The sequence below is a fragment of the Seonamhaeicola algicola genome, from assembly GCF_007997385.1.
Lineage (GTDB): Bacteria > Bacteroidota > Bacteroidia > Flavobacteriales > Flavobacteriaceae > Seonamhaeicola > Seonamhaeicola algicola.
On the sequence record NZ_VOSC01000033.1, the window covers coordinates 300,055 to 325,544 of the forward strand.

A 25,490-nucleotide genomic window follows, 5' to 3' on the forward strand; every position below is an offset into this window, starting at 1 on the left:
TTATTTTAGTTGTTATCTTAGTTCTGAAATATTGGCCATATCCATATCTGAATAATCTAAATTTTCGCCTGCCATTCCCCAAATAAATGTATAATTACTGGTTCCTGCCCCAGAGTGTATAGACCATGGTGGCGATATTACTGCTTGTTCATTTTGCATCCAAATATGTCTAGTTTCATTAGGCTGCCCCATGAAATGACAAACCGATTGCCCTTCAGGAACTTCAATGTAAAAATACACCTCCATACGGCGGTCATGCACGTGTGCAGGCATTGTATTCCAAACGTTACCTGTTTTTAAAGATGTCATTCCCATTTGTAATTGGCATACATCAACAACGCTATTTACAATGTATTTTCTTAGCGTTCTGGCATTTGCTGTTTCATTGGCGCCTAGTTCAACTACCTCAACATCTTCAATTCCTATTTTTTTATTTGGAAATGCTTTATGCGCAGGTGTTGAGTTTAAATAAAACTTAGCCGGGGTATTAGCATGGGCACTAGAAAATACCACTATTTTATTGCCTTGCCCCAAGTAAAGTGCTTCTTTGTTTTCTAGTTCATAAACAGTGCCGTCTACATTTACGGCTCCTTTTCCGCCAATGTTTATAATACCTAATTCTCTTCGTTCTAAAAAAAACTCAGATTTTAATTCATCTACAGTTTCAAGTGTTACTTCGTTTTTAGGCACAACGCCAGCAACCATAAACCTATCATAATGCGAATACACCCATTTTATGGTATTAACCGTCATAACGTCTTCTACCAAAAACTCATCTCTGAGTGCTTTTGTATCCATTTGTTTTACTTCTCTTGGAGAAGTCGCATATCTTACCTGGCTATTGTTTATCATTTTAGTTTTGTTTGATTATGATTGTAAAATTAGTAATTTATTTTAAAAATACAATCGATTGTATTTTTAAAATTCACTATATTAAACATCTATTTACATATATTAGCCACTTTATTAAAAAAGGCTCTTTTTATTTAACCTAACACTTAGGCTTTTAAGTATGAAAAAAGGTGAACAAGTAACTATACACGACATAGCTAAAGCTTTAGGCATTGATAGTTCTACGGTTTCTAGAGCCTTAAATAATAGTACGCGTGTTTCAAAAACAACAAAGCAAAAAATACTTGATAAGGCTACTGAACTTGGGTACCAACGCAACACTTTAGCTTCAAACTTAAGAACCAATAAAACCAATACCATTGGTGTTATAGTACCAAGAATTTCACGTAATTTCTTTTCTAGTGTTATTTCAGGTATTGAAGAAACGGCACAAAAAGCCGGTTATAATGTTATTATTTGCCAATCTTTTGAAGATTTTGAAAAAGAACAAAAACTGATGGAAACTTTATTATCAAATAGAGTTGATGGTGTTTTAATTTCAATATCAATGCAAACCGAAACGTTTGATCATTTAATGCCCTACTTAAACCATGGTGGCCCTATTGTTTTTTATGATAGACCTTGCTATATTGAAAATTGCTCTAGTATTAGTGTTGATGATTACAAAGCCAGCTTTATGGCTACCGAACATTTAATAGAAAATGGCTGTAAAAATATTGTTCATTTTTCGGGGCCACAAATAAATCCGCTATATAAAAACCGAAAACGTGGCTATGTTGATGCCTTAAAAAAGCATGGTTTAAATTTTAATGAAAATTATTGTTTAGAGTCTAAATTATCAGAGAATGATGGTATTGTATTTGCTAAAGAAATAATAAAAATGGGGCATATTGATGGTATTTATTCATCAAATGACACTGCTGCTATTGCTGCAATTCAGTATTTAAAAAGCAAAGGTGTTAATATACCCAAAGATATAGCTGTAGTGGGTTTTAATAACGACCCTATATCATCGGTTATTGAGCCTTCACTTACAACTATTAATCAGCCTGATTTTGAAATGGGAAAAACAGCTGCATCTTTATTAATACAACAAATACAAGATACATCATTTAAAAAAACATCAAAGGTTTTAGATGTTGAATTAATTGTTAGGCAATCTTCTCAACATAAAAAAGTTTAAAACTACCATGTTATTTTTATGGTTTTGGTTTCACCTGCACTAAAATTAAGTGTAAAATTATTATCTTCTACTTTATGTATTTTAGTGTTAACTTTAACTTGGGTTATTTTTTTTTGTAATTGAAATGTAATTGTTTGCTGTTTACCACTAGCAACTTTGGCCAGTAATGTTTTTTGTGGCATATTCCACTCTAAATATTTAATTTTAGCTTGTGTTCTGCATAAAATACCTGATATATTCCCTTTTTGAAATTTATTTGATAATGCTGGTAAAAACTCAATAACACCAGGTTTTGAAAACACTAACATTTCTAAAACAACTGCAGGAATAGCATGAAGTGCATCTGTATTATAAATAATTCCTGGATTGTGCGATGTTACCAAACTATTATAGAGGTAATTATTTTTCATTAAAAATAGCAAATTACCATATACCAAATTAGCCTTTTTTAATCGGGTTGCAATTAATGCGGTATGTGCTAAACCATGTGCACTACCATTACCTTTCCCTCTCTTTTCAATGGCTATATTAGATGCGTTAAAAAGTGTTTTATTTTCAGGAGAAATTTCTAGACCAGGCCAAACAGGATATAAATGTGAAATGTGCCTATGGTTATAATTATCTGCCAAATCTGCTCTTGCCCATTCTTTTAGTGCCCCATCGTTATTTATTAAATACGGTGGTAGTTTATTTAGAATAGCTTTCCAAAGGTTTACTTTTTCATCATTTAACTGCAGTTCATTGTTAATAGTAATTAAATTTGAAAGCAGTTCTTTTATAACTGCAATATCCATGGTTGCATTTGCCACAGCACCAATTTTTTCACCATTAGGCAAAATTGCCTTGTTTTCTGGTGAGTATGATGGCCCAATTAAATAATTGCCATTAGCATCATAAGTATCTAAAAAATCTTCATAAAACAAAGCTGTTTTTTTCATCATAGGATACAATCTTTCCTTCATAAAGCGTGTATCACCTGTACATTGGTAATATTCAAAACAAGGTAATAACAACCACTCAACTCCTGCTGTCCAGTAATTCCCTGGCCACTCACCAAAGTGTGTATGCAAATTACGTCTTCCAGATGTTCTGGTTCCAGAGACATAACCACGGCAACCAAAAAGATTTTTAGCGTTTATTTCCCAATCTGGTGCAATGCGCTCTAATAAAGACATGTAGCTATAAATAGCTTCTTTCTGGTTGGCTAAATTAGCAGCTGCAATTTGTAAATTTATATTAGCATCAAGTGTAAAATCTCCAGACCACCTAGGCCTCCAAGTACCATTCCATATACCCATTAAATTTGGTGGGTTTTTGCCGCTACTGGAAATTAAACCGTAAATACCCATATTAAAAACTTTTTCTAAAAGATAAGGGTTAATGTCTGTTTCAGATTTTTGATTGTTTATTAATGCTTCGTTTGAACCATCATGAAACCCTGTTTTATCTAAATGTAATGTTATACGGTTAAACATTTCACCATGAATTTTGGCGTGTGATTTTAAAAGATTATCATAAGAAGACAAATTATTTATTTCTGCTTTTGCCTTTGAAATAACAGATTTTGAATAAGGCTCAACGGGTATTACTTTTGCAATAATTTCAATAGTATTGGCATTTTTAACCGAAATTTTTTTACCATTAGATGATAGCTTACCGCCTTCATTTTTAACACACATAATAACTTCATACCCTCTATCTACTAGTTGATATTTGCTACGGAAAGTTATCCAATTTTCATTTAAACTTGTTTCTGGAAACTCTACTAAGGGATTATTAAGTTGCTGCCATTTATCTGGAAATAACATTTTTACATTTTCCTCAATACCAGACTCTTTTGCTTTTTCAGATTGATTTGTATCAATTTGATGTGCTAGTGTAAAAGATGCATTAATAGCTTGTGATTTACTACTTTTAAGTTTGGTTGCTATTACATTGTTTGGCCTAGACACAAACGATGTTCTTGTATATTTTATATTGTTTGCAAGCCATTGTATGGTTATTTCACCATTTTCATAATTTAATAGTCTTTTATATTTTGAAACTTCACCAACAAAATCTTGGTTTATGTTTAACACACATGCCGGATGGTATGGATCTGTCCATAAAATATCTTGATATCCTCGTTTTTTAGCCAGTTGTAGTATTTCGTTTTTAGCTTCTTTGTATTTAGTATCTTTAATTAATTTTTTAATTTTTGGCATAATATCGCCAACCACCGGTGGCTCTATTGCCTCAGTACCAATATATTCGTAAAGCATTTCATGGTTAAAAATAATTTTTTCTTTATGTGTATTTCCATACACCATTATACCCATTTCACCATTACCACTTATAAGCGCATCTTGCCACCTAGTTGCCTCAGTATCTGAAAAATTTGTACTGGCTGTATGATTATTTTCAACTTGTTTATGGCAAGAAATAACAACAAATATTATGGCGCTTAAACAGTAATTTTTTATAGATATTTTCATTAGGAATTGTTTATTAAGTAGTTTTTTACTGTACTTTAAACTTTTTAAATTTACATAATTATTGTAATACTTGTTGTTTCCAAATTTCCCAGTTGTTTAAGGCATCATCTAACCAAGTGGGTCTTTCACCAAGTCTATATGTTAATTGTGCTTCAAACAGCGATTCTGGATACACTTTTTTACCTAAACTCTCTTTATAACCAATACTAGATGCTACAAACGTAGTTTTAGAGCCATGAAACCCAACTACTACTGGTTGTGCTATAGCAAAACCCCAATACAAGCTTTTTGGTGCTTCGCTTTTTGGTTTCAAAGACCAATAATTATAATTTTTAACGGCAGGCCCTGTTTGTTTAAAATTCCATAATGTAAAACCTTTTAAGTGGTGTGGCTCCACTTTATAATTACCACCGTTACCAGACATGTTGTATGCCTCATAACAATCGTATAACGTAGCTCTGGTGTACCCCGAATGCAAATCAAAACCTCTACCCTGTGGTGCCGATATTCTCCATGCTACATTACCGGCCGCCATATGCGAGGCATCAATTCCGTGCCATTGCCCAAGGTTTGTTTTATCTAACCATAAGCCTGTAAAATTACGGGTACCAAACGTCATTTCTACCGAACCATGTCCTTGGTTACCATCTATTATATTCATAATAACTGAGCATGATATACTGCCAGTTATTCTTACAGCACTATTTACATTTGTAAATACACACCGGCGTACCCAACCATTAGCTATATGCGCCATATTTACACCTTTCCAGCCACTATCATGAATTTTGTTTTTATGATGAACAAATGGTTCTTGAAAATTTCCAATAACATGAATGTCTTCAAAACCACATTCTGATATTACTTGATGCGGTGCTACATACCAGTTATAATCAGGCTTTACATCAGTTAACAAAGGGTGTTCAAAAACAATGGTATTCCCCTTAATTCTTTTTATTTTATGAATTTCATTGGCGGTAATACCTTTATTATTTAATCGTTCCCATTGTGGGCGTGTTGGTACGTTTCCTAAAAAATCTGTAATACTTTCTGTGTTATATGGCATAACCAAAATAATATAAGGCTGATTTTTAAATTTACTGGCATCATCTACCTCAATCTCATAACTTCCTTCAGCAGCAAACTTAACAACCTTACTTTTTATTTTATAGGGTCTAGAAGATGTGGTTGTTGAGCAAAATGCATCATAATCTAAGCCCTTGGGCCTAAATGTAAACATATGAGGCCCTATCCATTTAAAAATTGTTTTATCATGGCGCATATAATCTTGCATGAAAATTTCTGTTCCGCCTGCCCAAGCGCCTTCGCCTTTAATCACAATATTAGAATGATTAATTTCAAATCCTTTAAAATTAACCCCTTTACTAACTATATAACGCCCTTTAGGAATAAATACAACACCTCCTTTAGCATTTTCGGCGGCACGTATTGCTGCGTGAATTGCATCATCATCAGCAATGGTATCATTGGCTTTGGCTCCGTAATGAGTTATATCAAAATATTTGTAACTTAATTTAGAAACTTCGGGTATGCCTTCATTACCAAAAGCATAACCAGCATGAGAATAATCTATTAAAACAGATTTCTTTCCTTTTTTTACATCTTTCTTATAAGCCTTCCAAACCTTAGCCTCTTTTTGTGCTACTGCTTGGTTTATCACACTAAAAGATATTAACAGAATAGTTATTAAGTTTATGGGGTATATAAATTTCATAATGCTTATTGGCTTTAAAGTTTGGTTATGCAATATCTATTTTTTTTAGGGTTTTAACAGGGTATTTATTGTGCTTTTTGGGGTATGTATTATGTATTTTAAAAGAAAATAATAGTTGCGTTATTAGTGCTTAACTTAACAAAACTAAATAAACTTAACCAACACGTTTTCAGTATTCGCGAATGATTTACCCCCTTTATTAAAATTCATATTACCTCGGTTTTAGTTAATTATTAATGTTCTTTGAAACACCAACAATTAACTAATTATTTTATGAAACAAACTAAACTCAAAACATCAGTAAGCAATTATGTTTTGCTGTGCTTTTTTGCACTTTTAACAAGCATGACTGCTATTGCTCAAAAATCTATTAAGGGAACAATCTCTGATAGCAGTGGCCCTTTACCTGGAGCTAATATTATTGTAAAAAATACTAGTAATGGTACTCAAACAGATTTTGATGGTAACTTCACCCTAAACAACGTTAATAATAGTGACATATTAGTAATTAGCTTTTTAGGTTATAAAACCAAGGAAGTTACCGTTGGAAACCAAACTACTTTAAATATAGCTTTAGAGGAAGACAACCAATCTTTAGACGAAGTGGTAGTTGTAGGTTACGGCACCCAAAGAAAAGCAGATTTAACAGGCTCAGTTTCTACAATTAAAGGTAACTCATTTACAAAAGCAGCTACACCTAACTTAAATGCAAGTTTAGCGGGTAAAATTACTGGTGTAACAGCCATGTCTAGATCTGGTAGCCCAGGTTCTGAAGATATTGATTTCTTCATTAGAGGTAAAAGTACTTTTAATGACGGTAACAACTCACCTTTAATTTTAGTTGATGGGGTTGAACGTGGTATGAGCCGCATTAACCCAAATGATATTGAAAGTGTAACTGTTTTAAAAGATGCTGCATCGGCTGCAATTTACGGAGTAAAAGGTGCAAATGGTGTAATTTTAATTACCACTAAACGTGCTAAAGAAGGTGTTGCTCAAATTAGCTACTCTGGTAGTTTTGGTGTACAAGACCCGCTTTTTTTACCTAAAAGAATGAACTCTTATGAGTATGCTACACATTTAAATGAAGCTCTTTTTAATCTTGCTGAACGTTCTGGAGGCGAATATGTTCCTGAATTTACAGATGAACAATTAGCAGCTTTTAAGGACGGTACAGGCACTAGTACAGATTGGTGGAGAGAAGCTATGAATGATACTGCACCTATTCAAACACACAATCTTACTATTTCTAACGGTAATAAAAGCATACGCTATTTAACATCTTTAGAATATTTAAAACAAGATGGTTTATATGATATTTCGTCATACAAACGCTATAATTTTAGAGCAAATATTGATAGTGACCTTTCTAAAAACTTAAGCATGTCTTTAAATCTTGCCGGACGTGTTGACGACAGGAACGAATCGGCCGATGAAAACTTCGGGTTAATTAACCAAAGTTACCCAACTTTTGAACCTTATATTGATATAAATGGCCAACGTGAATTACATTGGAACGGGTTAAATGCCTCACCAATAGGAACTTTAAACAATTCAGGATATAACAGAAACAAAAATTCTAGTTTTCAAAGCACCCTAAGCTTTACATATAAAGTTCCTTTTATTGAAGGTTTAACTGCTAAATATGCATACTCTTTTGATAGAGATGTACTAAAACGCAAACAATTTAAAACACCGTATACATTTTACACAGGAAGTGACCCTATTGCTGATAAAAAACAATCCATTCCTTCAACAGAACTTACCCAACGCATGACGGAAAGAACACGTAAAACAGGGCAATTTACCTTAAACTATCAAAAAACATTAGGAGATCATTCATTTGGCGGTTTATTTGTTTTTGAACATTCAGATTATTTTAATGAATGGATTGAGGTGTTTAGAGATGGCTTCCTTTCAGAATCTATAGACCAAATATTTGCTGGCTCAACAAACCGTATTGGAAATGATGGTTCAGCCAATGAAAACGCTCGTTTAGGGTACGCTATTCGTGGTAATTACAACTACAAAGACAAATACTTATTTCAATTAAACACACGTTATGACAAGTCTTTTAACTTTCCAAAAGATAATGCCGGTGGATGGTTTCCTGCTTTATCTGCTGCTTGGAGAATTTCAAACGAGGCTTTTCTGGAAAATACAGACTGGTTATCTAATTTAAAACTACGTTTTGGTTGGGGTATTTATGGTAATGACCGTATTACGCCATATCAATACTTATCGCTGTTTGAATTTAGTGAAAACCGCAACAACCCATCAGGTACCGTAACTGCCGATGGCTATCAACAAGCTATTTCACCCGATGTTATTCCAAACCCTTTTGTTACATGGGAAAGAGCAAAAATTTACAATATTGGGTTAGATTATGGTTTGCTTAACAACAAAATAACTGGTGATTTAGAAATATTTAAAAAACGAACAGAAGATTTACTTATTGCCAGAAGAGATATTCCAAGAGAAGTTGGGGCTAGTCTTGCACCTTCAAACCTAGGTATTGTTGAAAATAGAGGTATTGAAGCATCAATACGCTACAAAAATAACTTTGGCGATTTAAACATGAGCCTACAAGGAACCTTTACTTATGCAACAAGTGAAATTATTGAAATGTCTGAAGCTGCAAACATTCCTGATGGTTTAAGGCAAACAGGCCGTCCGTTTGATTCGCGTTACGGCTACGTTTCATTAGGGCTTTTTAAAGATGCTGATGATGTAGCAAACTCACCAGACCAATCATTCTTTGGTGATTATCAATCAGGTGATATTAAGTACAAAGATATTTCAGGGCCCGATGGCGTGCCCGATGGTAAAATTGATGCCAACGATAGAACTTATATTGGGCGCGGTGGTGTACCTGAAATTGTTTTTGGGCTAAACACCTATTTTGCCTACAAAGGTTTTGAATTAAGTGCCGATTTTCAGGGAGGAACACGTTTTACGCACAGATGGAAACCCTCGCCTTTTGTTAATGATAGTAATGGGCCTGCAGCTTTTACTGATGCTTGGACAACAGAAAACACCAACGCATGGTTACCAAGACTGTACCAAGGAAACTCAAGTAATAATGATGCCAATTCTGATTATTGGTTAACTGATGGATGGTTTGTAAAATTACGAAATGCTGAGTTAGCCTATAACGTACCCAACCTACCCGTTTTAAAAAACTTAGGTATTGATGCCTTACGTTTAGCTGTAACAGGTAATAACCTTTTATCTGTATCTAATATAGATTTTTGGGATCCTGAAGCATCAGACCTCGGCACACACCCTTGGTACTATATGCAAATGAGAACCGTAAGTTTTGCTATAAACGTAACTTTTTAAACTAAAAAAATTGAAAATGATGAAACATATAAAAATAGTATTCTTTATAGCATTATCAGCATTAACACTAGCTGGTTGTGCCGAAGATTATCTTGAAAAAGAGCCTCTTAATAAAATATCTAGCGCAGCAGTTTTTGAAAACGAAGGCTACACCGAAGCTCTTTTGTATGATATTTATAGCTACATGCCTAATGGCTTTGGCTGGGAGTCTACAGGGCACAAAGCACGTGGCTATGGCAGACGCAGTTTTTTAGATTGCACAACAGATATTATTGCAAATAAAAGTGGTTATGTTGAAGCATGGAGGTATGTAGAAGCAGGACAATCAGCCACACAAAGTTGGGAGTTTAGCAATTGGAATGAAAACTACACAGCCATTTTTGAATGTAACACTTTAATTGAAGGTATAAATGGATCTTCACTGTCTAACAGCCCTAAAATGCAATTAATAAAATCTGAAGCCCGTTTTTTACGTGCATTTTTTTACTTTGATTTAGTGAGAAGATATGGAGGCGTACCTTTAATTACCGAAGTACCAGACATATCTAACGTTGAAACCTTATACAGAGCAAGAACAGCCGAATCTGAAATTTATGATTTTATAAATACTGAATTTACTGAGGTAGTCGAAATGCTTCCGTTAGCAAAAAACATTAACGCAGCAGGCTCAAAATGGGGGCGTGTTTGTAAAGAAGCTGTTTGGGGGTTTCATGGGCGCATGTTGTTACATGCTAAAAGATATGCAGAGTCTGCTACTATGTCTAAAAAAGTAATTGATGCTGTAAATAGTGGTGAAAGTGACCGTGAAATGGCCGCAGATTACGAAGCATTATTCATATCTAAAGGTAATAATAAAGAAGTACTTTTTGAAATACTTTTTGATGGTGTAAATAAAGGCGGTACAGTTGACAATTTTTCGCGCCCGCCAAGTAACAGAGGCTCTTGGGGCGGACAACACAACCCCACCGAAGACTTAGTTGCGTCATATGAGCTTGCAAACGGTTTACCAGCAACCATTGAAAATGGTCACGATCCACAAAACCCATATGTAAACAGAGACCCACGATTAAGCCAAACAGTACTACACCACGGCTCTACGTTTTTTGGGCGTACTTATGATTTTGCTTGGGTTTATGATAACAGCAATAACACTTGGGGGCCAATAGCTAATACTGATGCGCCTCATGCCCAAGGTTTAGCTACAATTACGGGCTATTACTTACGTAAATTTATGGATCCGGATGTAGCTGTTGGAGATTTTGGTATGTCATCTCAAAGCTGGATTGTGCTGCGCTTAGGTGAAGTATACCTAAACTACGCCGAAGCACAAAATGAAGCTGCTGGCCCAGACCAATCTGTATATGATGCAGTAAATGTTGTTAGAAACCGTTCAAACATGCCAGATTTAGAAGTAAATTATCCAGGATTGGACAAAACAGGAATGTTTGAAAGAATTAAACACGAACGTAAAGTTGAATTAGCTTTTGAAGGACATCGCTTTTGGGATATTCGCCGTTGGAGAATTGGAGATCAAATTTGTAATGGTAGTGTACCTATTAATCCTTTAAACCCACAAGAAGGGGGCTACGTTTCTTGTTGTTATCCGCTAAAACAAGCCGATGGCTCTATTATGTATTTAACACCAAGCACCAAAGATGATGTGTTAGCTCCTGGTGATGAAATTTTTAGAGAACCATACACAAACTTTAGAAGAGCCTACATATGGAATGACAGAAATTATTTAATGCCTATTCCTCAAGCTGCAATGGACAGAAACCCTGAGTTAGACCAAAATCCTGGATATTAATACACTTAAAAACATGAAAACACTTTTTTTTAAGCAATTGTAAGTTAGTTTTAGTTAATGTAATAAACCCTATTCTAAATTATAGTATAGGGTTTATTCTTGTTAAATTTTTATATTTATAAACCTTCAAAAAATATAAATGACGTATATATTAAAAATAAAAAACAGTTCAACACCAAAACACAAGATTAAATTTATGTGGCTGTTTTTATTATTATTTTGTGTTTTTTGGGGTTTCAGCCAAAGTGATACTGCATTTAAAAATCAGCTAATTTTTAAAAATATTACCACAAATGATGGCTTATCGCAAAGGTCTGTAGTTAAAATTCTTCAAGACAAAAAAGGCTTTTTATGGTTTGGCACAAGATATGGCCTTAATAAATTTAATGGCACCGAATTTAAGGTTTACAACTTTAGCACTAATGATAGTACTAGTTTAAGCCATAACCGCATTACTTCTTTATCATTAGATAAAACGGGCAATTTATGGGTAGGCACAGAAACTGGAGCTAATATTTATAATAATGAAGAAGACAATTTTATTCGTGTAAAAAAATCTAAAAGTTTAAATACATACTACACTAGCAGTATTAGAGATATAGTTGGTTGTGATAGTGTGTTTGTTTGGATAGCTTCAAACAACGGCTTAGATAAATACAACACAAAAACTAATGAGGCCTACAGCGTTGCTAATTTTACAAAAAATGGTCTTGCTTCAAATAACATAACCTCTATCCTTTCAGAAAAAAAAGATATTTTATGGATTTGTAATGCTGAAAAAATTCAATTATTAAACGAAAAAAATAAATTACTAAAAACATATAACTATCCCAATAACGCTAACCCCAATACAACAAAAAATTATACTACTGCATTATTTAAAGACAACGAAAATAATATTTGGTTAGGTTACAATGGTGGTCTTGCTTTTTTTAATAACGTTACCAAAACGTTTGAAGATTATACTATAAACAAAAATAAAGTTTTTAGCACACCAGTAAGAACTATTAACCAAGACAAACATGGGTATTTATGGGTAGGTAGTTATGATGGCCTGTATCAGTTAAATTTAGAAACCAAGAACATTAACAAATACCAGAATGAGGTTAACAACCCTAAAAGCTTAAGTCAAAATTCTGTTTATAGTATTATTGAAGATACCCGAGGCGATTTATGGGTGGGCACTTGGGCAGGTGGCGTGAATTATATTGACCGAAGTTCAAACAATTTTACAACATATACTGTTGGCAACACCAACAAACACCTAAATTACAAAGTAGTTAGTGCTATTGTTGAAGACGCAAATGAAAACTTATGGATTGCTACCGAAGGTGGTGGTATAAATTTTTTTAATACAAAAAAACAACAGTTTAAATTTTACACACACCACCCCAATAACCCTAAAAGTTTAAACTCAAATAATATTAAAGCGCTGGTTTTAGGTCAGAATAAAAATTTTTGGATAGGCACACATGGTGAAGGTTTCAGCAAATTTAATCCTAAAACCGAAACATTTACACATTTTCAAAACCTAAACAACCATGTAAATACTATTGAAGATAATAAAATAACCTGTTTAGTAGAAGACCACAACAATAACATTTGGATTGGCACCAACAAAGGCGGCTTACATGTATTTAATACTAAATTAAATGCATTCACAAAAATAAACGACCCTAAACAAATTATAGGCAACTCTATTTATACTATTAAAAAATCATTGGTTAATAACATTATTTATGTTGGTAGCCAAAATGGGCTTTTAGCTATAAATACCAACACTCAAAATATTGAAAAAGTACCCTATAAAAACACCAATAAAAATCAACCTTTTGTTTTAAACCAAGTTATAAGTATTTACCAACCTACAATAAACTCCTTATGGATTGGTACAGAAGGTGATGGCCTTTATAATTTTAATATTAAAACGCAAAAAAGCACACATTATGGTATTGCTGAAGGCTTGCCCAACAAGGTTATTTACGGTATATTACAAGATAATTCACAAAACATTTGGGTAAGCACCAATAAAGGTATTAGCCGTATAAACACTAATACAAATGAAATTAAAAATTTTGATGAAACCGATGGCCTACAAGGCAATGAATTTAACTATGGTGCTTGTTTAAAAACTAAAAACGGGCAACTCATTTTTGGTGGTACTTCTGGTTTTACATTATTTAACCCTAATGACATTAAGGAAAATGACACGTACATTCCACCTGTAGAAATTATAGACTTTAAAGTTAGAAACAAACCGTACTTAAAACAAGTAAACACCCTTAAAAATATTGAGCTTGCCCACAACCAAAACGATTTTAGTTTTGATTTTGTAGCACTAGGTTTTGCACATCCTAAAAAACATCAATTTGCCTATAAACTTGATGGGTTTGATAATGATTGGAAATATATTGGCAACAAACGTACAGCAACATACACCAACTTAAACCCGGGTACCTATGTTTTTAATTTAAAAGCATCAAACGGTTATGGCGCATGGACACAAATACCAAAAAAAATAACCATCAATATAAAAACACCATTTTGGAAAACTTGGTGGGCTTACCTAGGCTATTTTTTAATTGCAACCGCATTAACTCTAACCATTAGAAAATATACTCTTTTAAGAATAAATGATAAAAACCAATTAAAAAAAGAACGAGAAGACCGAGAAAAAGTAGAAGAAGTTAATCAATTAAAATTACAACTTTTCACAAATATTTCTCATGATTTCCGTACACCATTAACCTTAATAATTGGTCCATTAAAACGCCTAATAGACACCAACCAAGGCAACGGCACACTACAAAAACAATTAGCTGGCATGTACCGTAATGCCAATACTTTACTTCAGCTTATAAACCAACTACTAGATTTTAGAAAAAGTGAAGCAGGTAAACTTAAATTATCGGTTAGTAGTAGAAATATTGTGCCCTTTCTTGAAAATATAAAGCTATCATTTGATGAGTTAGCAGAACAACGTAACATTCAATATCAATTTCAAACAAAAAACACTAATTACACTATGTGGTTTGATGAAATTGAAATGAAAAAAGTAATACTCAACATACTATCTAATGCTTTTAAATTTACACCCGAAGGCGGCTCAATAAAACTAAAAGTTTCAGAAACTAACAATAGGTTAAAAATTGTAATCTCTGATACTGGCAAAGGCATTAGAAAAGAAGATATTCCGCATGTTTTTGATAGGTACTTTCAGCTTGGTCAACACCACGAATTAAGATCGGGAACCGGCGTTGGTTTAGCTTTAGCAAAAGATATTGTTTTACTACACCATGGCGAAGTTTTAGCAGAAAGCACTCTTGGTAAAGGCACTAAATTTACAATACTACTACCAACAGGAAATGCACATTTTAATGAAGAACAACTGAATGTTGTTGACACAGATTATAGTAATGGCACAGATATTTCGTTACCATACAACCCATCTATAATTAATATTGGCTGGGTAAGCGAAAAAGACGAAATACAAGACATTACAATTGACGAGGCACTACCAACACTTTTACATGTTGAAGATAATAAAGAAGTTAGGCAATTTATTAAAGATATTTTTAAAGACCTTTACAATGTTATAGAAGCCGAAAACGGCACTACAGGCATAGCCATAGCCCAAACCAAACCAATAGATTTAATTATAAGCGATGTAATGATGCCAAAAATGGATGGCTTAGCATTTTGCAATACTATTAAAACAAACCTAACCACTAGCCATATTCCTATAATTTTATTAACGGCACGTTCATCATCAAAAGCTCAAAAAAGTGGTTTTAACGAAGGGGCTGATGTTTACATAACCAAACCTTTTGAGGCCGATTTGCTTAAAATGCAAGTACAAAACCTGCTAAAATCTAGACAGCATTTAATAGAAAAATTCAGAAAAAATATTCTCCTAGAGCCCAAAGAATTAGAGCTAGAATCTGCTGATGAAATTTTCTTAAAAAAGGTTATGACAATTGTTGAAGACAACCTATCAGAATCATCATTCATGGCTTCAACACTAATAGAAAAAGTACACATGAGTCAATCTGTACTTTACAGAAAACTTAAAGTTTTAACAGGTCAATCTATTTCAGAATTTATAAGAACTATTAGGCTAAAACGCGCAAGTCAATTACTTATAAATTCAGATTTAGGTATTGCCGAAATTGCTTATGAAGTTGGCTTTAACGATCTTAAATACTTTAGAAGATGTTTTAAAAAAGCTTTTGAAGTAACACCATCTGTTTACCGAAAAAATAACATAACCCAAAATGCCTTAACAAATAATTAAAATTCGCAACATAACAAAACCCCAATAAAATAGGGCATTAAAGCGCATTACCCCCTAAATTCAAATTAAAAACCACCCTTTAAAACTACAATTAAGTTTGATATTTGAATTTGCTAACTAAATAAAAAAACATGAAAATAGCTAAACTAACATTCTTGGTACTAGCATGTATTAATCTAGCTTGTGTAAACCCATCTGTAAATTCAAAAAACATAAACTTTAATACTAGCTTTATAAATGCCGAAAAACAAATGTCATTACTATTAAAGGATGCTGAACAAGCCAACCGAATACCACGCACACTAAACGAACATGGACATATGCACTGGACCAATACTGATTTTGATTGGACAGAAGGATTCTTTCCTGGGAGCTGTTGGTTTCTTTATGAGCAAACAAAAAACAGAAAATGGAAAAATGCCGCTGAAAAATTTCAGTTAAAATTTGAAAGCCATAAAACATTAACCACAAATCATGATTTAGGTTTTGTATTTAATTGTTCGTATGGCAAAGGATACGAATTAACTAAAAACGAACATTTTAAAGAAATACTCATAACTGCAGCAAACTCTTTGCTAACACGTTTTAACCCTACAGTAGGATGTATTAAAAGTTGGGATGTTAACACCGGTTGGCAAGCTGAACGCGGCTGGAAATATCCTGTTATTATAGATAACATGATGAATTTAGAATTGTTATTTAAAGTAAGTGAGTTTACCGGCAACAACAAATACAAACAAGCCGCCATAACGCATGCTAACACTACACTAAATAATCATTTTAGAAACGACAACAGCTCTGTTCATGTGGTAGATTATGACCCTGTTACAGGAGAAGTTAGAGGTAAATACACAGCTCAAGGGTTTGCAAACGAAAGTTCTTGGGCACGCGGACAAGCTTGGGGGCTTTATGGTTATACAGTATGTTACAGGTTTACAAAAGACACAACATATTTACATCAAGCCGAAAAAATTGCACAATACATATTAAACTTTAATGGCACACCTGATGATGGTATACCGTATTGGGATTACCATGCACCTAAAATTCCTAACGAACCTCGTGATGTTTCTGCTGCAAGCATAACAGCATCTGCGTTATTAGAACTAAACAAATATTCAAAAAACAATTATTTGCCAGCAATAAATAAAATTATGGCATCATTAGGCACTAAAGAGTACACTGCCTCAATTGGTAAAAACAAGCACTTTATTTTAAAACATAGTGTTGGAAGCATTCCGCATGGAAATGAAATTGATGTGCCATTAAACTATGCTGATTATTATTACTTAGAAGCCCTAAGTCGTTATAAATCTATAGAACAATAATAATTATGAAACCATTATATATACTAAGTTTTTTCTCTGTTCTATTGATAAATTGTCAAGAAAAAACAAACCTAAAACAGCAAACAACTGTTTGGGAAAATTTTGTAGAATCTAAAAAAAAAGGTAAGACACCTATTTTACCAGATTTTTCGTTTGCAGGATATAAATACAGTGAAGTTCCATTGCCAACAGTTAACTATAAAACCTTTAACGTTACAAACTTTGGAGCAAACCCTAACGATACTATTTCAGATAAAGAAGCTATAAAAAAAGCTATTGCTGCTGCCCAAAAACATGGTGAAGGTATCATTTATTTCCCGAAAGGTAAATATTATATTAATACTGGAAATGATGATAACAGCATAATCACAATCTCATCATCTAAAATTGTTTTTAGAGGCGAAAATGAAGCTAATACAACCTTATTTTTTGATAGAGACTTACCACCAGCTCATCCTGAAAAATTATGGACATGCCCTTCGGCAATTAAAGTAACCTCTAATAAAAAAGATGATTTTTTAACCAAAATAATTTCAAACTCAAAACGCGAAACCTTTACAATTCATGTAAAAGACGCTTCAAAAATAAAACAAGGCGATTGGTTAATTATACAAGTAAAAAACAATAGCAAAGATTTAATAAATTATGATATAGCACCATTGGTTCCAGATAAAGAATGGACAGCTATTTTAGCCCAAGGTGTACAAGTAAATGAACGCCACCAAGTAGCTTCTGTAAAAGGCAATAAGATTACCTTGGTTTCTCCTATTCATTATGATATTGCGGCAAAACACAACTGGCAAGTATATAGTTTTGCTCATGTAAACCATGTAGGCTTTGAGCATTTAACTTTTGAAGGGAACTGGACAAAAGAATTTGTGCATCATCGCTCTGCACAAGATGATGGTGGTTGGAGCATACTATCAATAACTAAAAGTGTTAATTCTTGGGTTAAAAATTGCACCTTTAAGAATGTGAATAGAGTGTTAACATTCTCTTCGTCTGCAGCCTGTACAGCATTAAATATAACTATTAATGGTGCCATTGGGCATTCTGCAGTAAACACATCGGGGTCTACCCATGTTTTACTAGCTAAAATAAATGACGTAGCTGGCATGCACCATACTACAGGTGTTGGTGGTGGTAGTAATACAGGAACCGTTATTTGGCGTTCTAAACATCCATCCCACACTAGTTTTGAGGCTCATGCATCGCAACCACGTGCTACTCTTTTTGATAATGTTGAAGGTGGTTTTTTTCAAGGAAGAGCCGGTGGTGCCCGTTTTAATTTGCCAAACCACGGAAGGCATTTAGTACTTTGGAATTATAAAGAAACTGATAGTGCCGAAACAGATTTTAGGTTTGTGGCTACTGACACTTGGTATTGGCGAATAGTACCACCTATTATAGTAGGATTTCATGGTACGGGAACTACATTTAAAAAAGACGAAGTTCAAATACTTGAAAGCCTAGGAACTCCTGTCAAACCCGAGTCTTTATTTGAAGAACAATTAAAATTACGTTTAGGCAAACTCCCTAAATGGCTAGACGAAATAAACAACTAAGCTATGAAAAACACATTATACTTATTACTAATAACTATAGCGGCATTTAGCTGTCAAAACAAAAAAAATGAAGTAAAACAAGCATCAAAAAAACCCAACGTTTTAATTATTTTTCCTGACCAATTAAGACGTTACAGTGCGGGTTTTTGGCATGAATCTCCATACAAAGAATTAGCCCAAGGAAAAGCAGATCCTGTAGTAACACCTACTATTGATAAATTAGCAAAAAACGGTGTTGTTTTTACCAATGCCATTAGTAACTACCCATTGTGTAGTCCTTACAGGGGCATGATGCTTTCTGGCAGGTACCCCGAGCAAAATGGTATTTGGAACAACTGTAAAAAAGGAAGAAATGAAAGTTTAAGAGATGACATAAGTACCATACCAGATTTGTTTTTTAAAGCAGGCTATAACACCTCGCTATTTGGGAAATGCCATTGGTTAAGAAATGACCCCTTATTTGACGAAAATGGCAATTATGTTGGTAGTGAAGAAGCTCCAGGAGGACATCGTATTAATGCTTATGACACTTACATTCCACCAGGAAAATCTAGACATAATATTGAATATTTTTACCAAGCTTTAAAGGATGAACACTTTAATCCTAGGGTATATTCTAACGATCCAAATGCCATAGAAGGGAAAAAGGATGGCGAATTACATCTTCCTAAAATGTTTTCAGCTAAAAATGAAGCTGAAAAGATTATTGATTATCTAAAAAATGAACACGGACAAAGAGATGCATCTAAACCTTTTTGCATGATATGGGCAATGAACCCGCCGCATAACCCTTGGGATGATGAAAATACAGATATGGAAACATTACATAAATATTATGATAAAGATAAATTCCCTGAAATTGATGAAAAGCTTGTAGTAAGGGAAAATGTAGATTTAGAAACTGCTAACTACGCAAGGCATTATTTTGCAAATATAACCAGTGTAGATATGTACATGGGCAAAGTTATTGATGAGCTAGAAAAAATGGGAGCATTAGATAACACTATTATACTTTTTAGCTCAGACCATGGTGAAATGATGGGTAGTCATGCAAAAACAGGCAAAAATACGTTTGAAACAGAATCATTGGCCATTCCGTTCATTGCACATTGGCCAAAAAAACTATCAACAAGTACAGAAGATGTTATTTTTAGCGTTCCTGATGTTTTACCAACTGTTATGGGGCTTGCGGGACTTGGTGACGCCATTCCATCAGACATTGAAGGGACCGATTTTTCAAGCTTACTTCTTACATCAGAAACAAAGGTAAAAAAACCTGAAGCTGCTTTAATAATGCTAGGTAATTCACGCGGTGTTCACACAACAAAATACACCCTTTGTTTAAAAGAAGACAAAAAACCTTGGGATGAGCATAAGGTAAAAACTATTGATGAAGCCTATTTTTATGATAATATTAACGACCCTTATCAAAAAAATAAAATTAGCTTAAATGATAATCCTGAAATTTCAAACGTGCTTTTAAAACATTTAGCCGGTTTACTAAAAAAAACTAATGACCCATGGTATCAGCAAAAAAAACATAGTAATTTAATTCCTTATGAATAAAAAAAGACGTCTTTAGCAGACGTCTTTTTTCGTTATAAAATAAAACTTATTCTTTAACTATTTTTATTATTCTAGGTTCTTTAGTTACCAGTTTTGCAAAATATACTCCTGGTTGTTTACCTTGTAAACTTAGGGTTACCACTCCTGCATTAATACTATAAATTTTAGAAGACACTACTTGCGATTGCATGTTATAAATTTCAACTAAAATATTACCATTAGTTACAGGTAATGTAAATTGAAAATCTCCAGCTGTTGGGTTTGGGTATGCCGTAATATTTTTATAGTAATCTATTGATTCTATTAACGCTCCTTCACAATCTTTACTAGATTTTACTGTAACCTCATCTCCTTGTTTTACGTTTACTTCAAAATCATAATTATACGTTTGTAATACTAACTCATTATTAATTGACACATTAAACGGCGGTGTACCTTGGGCTATATTTACGGCATATGCTTCTTGCTTTAAACTTGTTTTTCCTGTAATTTCTTGTGCTTCTTTAACTTCAACAGTATAACATTGGCTTTCATTTGGTGTACTTTTTAAAGCAATACACAAACTGTAGGTATTTGGTGCCAAATCAGTAATTGTTATATCTTTTGTAAATTCAGAATCTGTTCCGTTAAAAGTAACCACATAGTTTTCTTCAATATCAGCAACAACAGTTACTTTACCTGAGTTTGAATTAGGACAATTTTCAGCATTAATTTTAATTGAAAATTGGGTGTCATTAATTGTCCAAGCTTCTCCTTCACCTGTATCTTCAATAGCATTAACACCTGCTGTCCAGCGGGTGCCACCACGTTCATAAGCACCTATATCAGGCCCACCACCTTTAAAAGGCTTGGTAAAGCCAGTAATTTCTTGGGCTGCATCAACTAAGCTACTACCTGCTTTAGGCATGAAATTTTGGGCATTAGCATCTTCAAAAGGCGATTCTGAAAAAATTGGACTATTTTGAATATCGAAATCAGTAGCCGTTTTAGTAAACCAATCTCCTGTATTTGCAAAGTTATTATAAATCTTGTTATTCTCTTGTGGACCATTGATGTCCCAAGAATCCATAGCACGTTCTGCATTCCAAATGGTATTATGATAAAAATCTAAATGCGTATTATTCCAATTTACCTGATATCCGCTCCAAGATACATTCCATACTACATTATGGTGTACTGTGTAACCTTTACTATCATTATCTAGGTAAATTCCTGCAGCTTTTGCTGGATCACTTGGATTATGAGAGTATGCTGGTGCAGTAGCGTCATGAAACCAATTATGGTGAATTTCGTTATTTTTTAAATTTGCATTACCAACGGTATAAAACACCCCAGAATCACTGTTTATTTTTTGAGAGGCAGACACATCATTATAAGCAATTTCACAATTTTGACCAGCAACATACATACCATCTCTACCAGTATTGAATATGGTATTTTTAATGATTTTCATATTGTCTCCACTCGTTCTAATTGGTGATGCATGTATACCTACATAATCTGTATTACTAATTGTATTTCCTTCTAATATACAATCATCTGCAGCCCAACCTGATACTAATATTCCACTTACAGAACTATGGTTTACAGTGCATCCCTTCACCAAAGTATTATCTCCTAAAACTTCTATTGAAGCTTCGCCTACTTGAGCTGATGTATTTGTTAAAGAATCATGCCCTTCACTACCATGAATTACTTTGCAGTTTAAAATTTGATTGTTATCGGCATTATTATGAATTTTCACACTGCCACCAAAAAAGTTTAAACCTTCAATTTTTATATAGTCGCCTTTAATTTCTAAAGCATATTTTCTGGCAGCATATTCTACAGTATCATTTGCAGGAATTACACCATCAGCCGGTTGGAAATAAAGTATTTTAGCAACCTCATCATAATACCACTCGCGTGCATAATCTAAAGCTTCTAATTTATTGAATAAGAACAATTGCCCTCTGTTATTACTTGGGTAATTTCTCCATGTTTGAGGGTTGTGTGTACTAAAAGGCCATTTTGATGTATCTACAGTTGTAAAATCTATTCTGGTTGAAGAGCTTGCCGTTATTTTTCTAGTCCAGCTTGCACCAGAATGTGCTCCTAAATAATAAACTAAACCACCTGTCCAGTCTATATTTTGAATGCCACTTACAATAAAATGACTTCCATCTCCATTTTCTACAGGATGACAATCTACAGTCCATCGGTTATTATCAGTATTATTTGGCCACCTAGCTAAATCCATATAGGCGTTATTGTGATATACAGCTCTAAAACGACTTTCTATGCTCATATCAACATTTGCCTTAAATATATTATCGTTGTGTGTTTGCCAACCACTTACATACTTAGTGGCTCTTATTTGAACATTTTCACCATCGGCTGCCTTAAAAGTTAAATAATTACTTGCTGTACCATTTTTTGTAATTACAAATTCTTCATCATACACACCTTCTTTTATAATACATGTGTCACCCGCTGACATTTCAGTTATAGCTTTGTTGAATGTTTTAAAAGGACTATCAACAGCACCAGTACTTGCATCATTGCCATTAGTTGCTATGTAATATGTGTTTTGACCGAATACAGAGATGTTTAAAAAAAAACTTAACAAAAATAATAAGTGTATTTTGCTTGGCATGGTATATTAATTTTTTGAATTTAAAATTAAGCACAAACGGATATAACAAATAGAAGGTATATGTATATTTTGGCAACAAATGATTACTACAAAAAATATATTAACAATAAATTTATGTTATAATAGGCATAGATAAAAAACACAAAATCATATTAACACATTAGGCTTGTATAGTTTTTGTATAGAAACAACACTAAAATGACAGCTTTTTTTAAAACAAAAAAACAGCTAAACAGAAGATTAATTTTACTTAATATTAATTTTTAAAACAGCTCCATTATTATTTTCTAGATCTTTTTTAATTGCATTGAATAAATACTCAGGCTTTCCGTTTTTCCATAAAATTTGAACTCGCTCATAACGACATTCATCGCATACTGGAAAATATTTACTGCCTTTGTGATGTCCTCTAAAATATTCACCCCAACTTAAGCCATCTTCAGATTCTAAATACAAACCACTTAACCAATCATAATTACCCATATCTCGTATCAAACAATGAAATTTTTCATCATAAAAGAAAAAATAAGGATCTTCAGTTTGCCCTCCTCTTTCCGGAAAATCAATAATGGGATTACCGCTATATTTTTCATAAGGGCCTTCTAAAGTTTTGGAGATTGCAACACCTGTTTTTCGCCTTTCATCATTACGTCTATCCCATGCCCTGTAGTAAATCCAATATTCACCATTTGGATGTTTCATAAATGAAGGGTTCACAACACAATACCCATCCCATGCCAATGAATCTTTAGATACGTCAATTATAGGTTCATCAAATCGTTTCCATGGGCCATAAGGCGAATTTGAAATAGCCATACCAATACGTTGTGTATTTGCTGCCTTGGCTTTTAATTGCCAATTTTCTTGTTTTAAAGTGTCCGTTCCTATGTAAAGAAGCACATATTTATCATCAACCTTTGTTATGTTTGGGTTATGTATTGTATTAGCATCCCATTTACCTTTTCTACCCTCTAAAATAATTCCCATTTTTTTATAAGGTCCTTCAGGGTGGTTAGCCTCTGCATGTCCTATTTTACTGTGTGTTAACCAATGTTCATTTTTTGCCCATGTTGAATAATAAACATGCACTTTTCCGTATTCATCATAAATTGGCGCACAACCCCAAACAATACTATCATTACTTTCTAGAATGAATTTTCCCTTGCTGCTTGCAATACTTTTTGTAATCCAAGAATCTTTTGGCATATCCTTTTTTTGGGAAAAACCTATTGAGAGAACACCAAAAAACATAATAATCAATAACGCTTTTTTCTTCATAAAATCATATTAATTTACATCAATAAAAACAGTTTCTTCTCGTTTATCTTCTGTTTTTAAATTGAAGGTTATATTGTTTGTTTCTAATTTTTCAATATGTCGGGCATAAATACCATAAGCAGGAACTGCACCTAACATTGTAAATTCAGGATATTGTGTTTCATTCTCTGGCACCACAATTTTAGCATCTTCTGCTGTTCCGCCACCAGGCAGTGTAACATTAATATTTTCAAACTTTATGTGTCCTATTTTATGATTTGGTGTTCCAGTAAAAAAGAACCCAGCTGTTGGTTTTAACCTACAATCTTTTAGATCTCTAACAGTAGCTTTAATATTGCTTATGCTTACATTATTTATAGAACCAACAGGCTTTTTAGGAGCGCCTCTATAGGTAAGACCACGCTCTCCTAAACGCACAAAAATGGGCATTTCTACATTTTCCATTTCAATATTATCAATCACTATATTATTTATGTTTGCGCCATCAACACTTAGCACTTTAATGCCGCCTCCTTTGGTATCATGAATAAAGCAATCTTTAATAGTGATATCTTTAAAATCTCCCATAGATTCTGTACCAAATTTAATGGCTCCCCAATGACTTTTTAGCTTACAGTTTTCTACTAAAACATTAGCCGAAGGTTCAGGACTTGTAGCTTTAAAACAAATAGCATCGTCACCAGAATCTATTGTACAATTTTTAATAACACCGTTAATACTAGAATCTATATCAATGGCGTCATTGTTTTTATTAGCGTGACTATGAATATCAATGCCATCTACCTCAAACCCTTTGCATTGATAAAAATGAAGTGTCCAAGCGGCTGGCTGACGTAAATGAATGTCTTTTAACTTTACATTTTTAGCACGAACCATTCTAATTAAAAATGGACGGTTTGAATACCTTATGTTGTTGTTTACATATTTATTCCCTTCTGAAATTATTTTTTTGAAATCAGGAATTTTAATTTCAATTCCGAGTTCCTTAATGGTTTTTTTGACATTCTTAGGTGTAAACATTTCACCTTGCCCATTAATGGTTCCCTTACCTGTTATGGCCACGTTTTCAACATCAACAGCTCCAATAAAACACTGCCCTCTAAATTGCCCAGTTGCATCTATAAATGGATCTACCACCGGATAATCATTTGGGTTAACACTTCCTAGAAGCACTGTATTTTCGGTGACTTTTAAAGTCACATTATCTTTTAGTAACAATGTTCCTGAAATAAAAGTTTGCCCATCAACAACTACCGTACCTCCCCCAGCTTTGTTACATGCATCAATAGCCTTTTGAATAGCTTCTGTATTTACGGTTTTATTATCGTCAATTGCCCCGAAATCTTTAATATTCCACTCTGTTTGTTTTTTACAAGACATGGTAATAAATAAAATTATTAAAGTGCATACTTTTATTATACTATTTCTCAT

13 protein-coding genes are annotated in these 25,490 nt (G+C 33.5%); 7 read left to right on the plus strand and 6 right to left on the minus strand.

The genetic code is table 11. The annotated features are described in order from the left end of the window. Positions 1 to 12 precede the first annotated feature (12 nt). Positions 13 to 852 carry a 5-dehydro-4-deoxy-D-glucuronate isomerase gene (gene kduI / locus FUA26_RS15035; protein ID WP_147137992.1) on the minus strand — a complete coding sequence of 280 codons (840 nt, stop codon included), beginning with the start codon at positions 850 to 852 and terminating at the stop codon, positions 13 to 15. Between the two features lie 160 nt (positions 853 to 1,012). Here kduI and FUA26_RS15040 point away from each other — a divergent pair, with 160 nt between their 5' ends. After that, on the plus strand, positions 1,013 to 2,035 hold the full coding sequence (locus FUA26_RS15040; protein ID WP_147137995.1) for a LacI family DNA-binding transcriptional regulator: 1,023 nt from the start codon (positions 1,013 to 1,015) through the stop codon (positions 2,033 to 2,035). A 2-nt stretch (positions 2,036 to 2,037) separates the two neighbouring features. Here the strand turns inward: FUA26_RS15040 and FUA26_RS15045 are convergent, their stop codons facing one another. Together FUA26_RS15045 and FUA26_RS15050 are read right to left on the minus strand one after the other, a co-directional pair. Continuing rightward, a complete protein-coding gene (locus tag FUA26_RS15045; protein WP_147137998.1) occupies positions 2,038 to 4,509 on the minus strand; it encodes a glycosyl hydrolase family 95 catalytic domain-containing protein in 2,472 nt (823 codons plus the stop codon). A 58-nt stretch (positions 4,510 to 4,567) separates the two neighbouring features. Beyond that, on the minus strand, positions 4,568 to 6,244 hold the full coding sequence (locus FUA26_RS15050) for a DUF4955 domain-containing protein (protein WP_147138000.1): 1,677 nt from the start codon (positions 6,242 to 6,244) through the stop codon (positions 4,568 to 4,570). Between the two features lie 273 nt (positions 6,245 to 6,517). Between FUA26_RS15050 and FUA26_RS15055 the strand changes: the two genes are divergently transcribed. The 6 genes from FUA26_RS15055 (at position 6,518) to FUA26_RS15080 (ending at position 20,146) form a co-directional block, all read left to right on the plus strand. After that, positions 6,518 to 9,586: a SusC/RagA family TonB-linked outer membrane protein gene (locus FUA26_RS15055; RefSeq protein WP_147138003.1), complete on the plus strand. Its 3,069-nt coding sequence runs from the start codon at positions 6,518 to 6,520 to the stop codon at positions 9,584 to 9,586. A gap of 16 nt (positions 9,587 to 9,602) precedes the next feature. Next, complete coding sequence (locus FUA26_RS15060; RefSeq protein ID WP_147138006.1) at positions 9,603 to 11,393, plus strand: RagB/SusD family nutrient uptake outer membrane protein; 1,791 nt, start codon at positions 9,603 to 9,605, stop codon at positions 11,391 to 11,393. A 139-nt stretch (positions 11,394 to 11,532) separates the two neighbouring features. Then, positions 11,533 to 15,687: a hybrid sensor histidine kinase/response regulator transcription factor gene (locus FUA26_RS15065; RefSeq protein ID WP_147138009.1), complete on the plus strand. Its 4,155-nt coding sequence runs from the start codon at positions 11,533 to 11,535 to the stop codon at positions 15,685 to 15,687. Between the two features lie 131 nt (positions 15,688 to 15,818). Next, the gene (locus FUA26_RS15070) at positions 15,819 to 17,015 is read left to right on the plus strand and encodes a glycoside hydrolase family 88 protein (RefSeq protein WP_147138012.1); all 1,197 of its coding nucleotides are present in this window, start codon (positions 15,819 to 15,821) and stop codon (positions 17,013 to 17,015) included. 5 nt (positions 17,016 to 17,020) lie between these two features. After that, positions 17,021 to 18,580, plus strand: a complete 1,560-nt coding sequence (locus FUA26_RS15075; RefSeq protein WP_147138015.1) for a DUF4955 domain-containing protein — start codon at positions 17,021 to 17,023, stop codon at positions 18,578 to 18,580. Between the two features lie 3 nt (positions 18,581 to 18,583). Further along, on the plus strand, positions 18,584 to 20,146 hold the full coding sequence (locus FUA26_RS15080) for a sulfatase family protein (protein ID WP_147138017.1): 1,563 nt from the start codon (positions 18,584 to 18,586) through the stop codon (positions 20,144 to 20,146). A gap of 46 nt (positions 20,147 to 20,192) precedes the next feature. On the opposite strand, the gene FUA26_RS15085 is transcribed toward FUA26_RS15080, so the two are convergent. From FUA26_RS15085 to FUA26_RS15095, 3 genes are all read right to left on the minus strand, one after another. After that, entirely contained in the window at positions 20,193 to 22,781 is a 2,589-nt protein-coding gene (locus FUA26_RS15085) for a right-handed parallel beta-helix repeat-containing protein (protein ID WP_147138020.1), read from the minus strand. Positions 22,782 to 23,027: 246 nt separating this feature from the next. Beyond that, a complete protein-coding gene (locus tag FUA26_RS15090) occupies positions 23,028 to 24,059 on the minus strand; it encodes a glycoside hydrolase family protein (RefSeq protein ID WP_186826929.1) in 1,032 nt (343 codons plus the stop codon). A gap of 9 nt (positions 24,060 to 24,068) precedes the next feature. Next, the gene (locus FUA26_RS15095; protein ID WP_147138025.1) at positions 24,069 to 25,490 is read right to left on the minus strand and encodes a glycoside hydrolase family 28 protein; all 1,422 of its coding nucleotides are present in this window, start codon (positions 25,488 to 25,490) and stop codon (positions 24,069 to 24,071) included.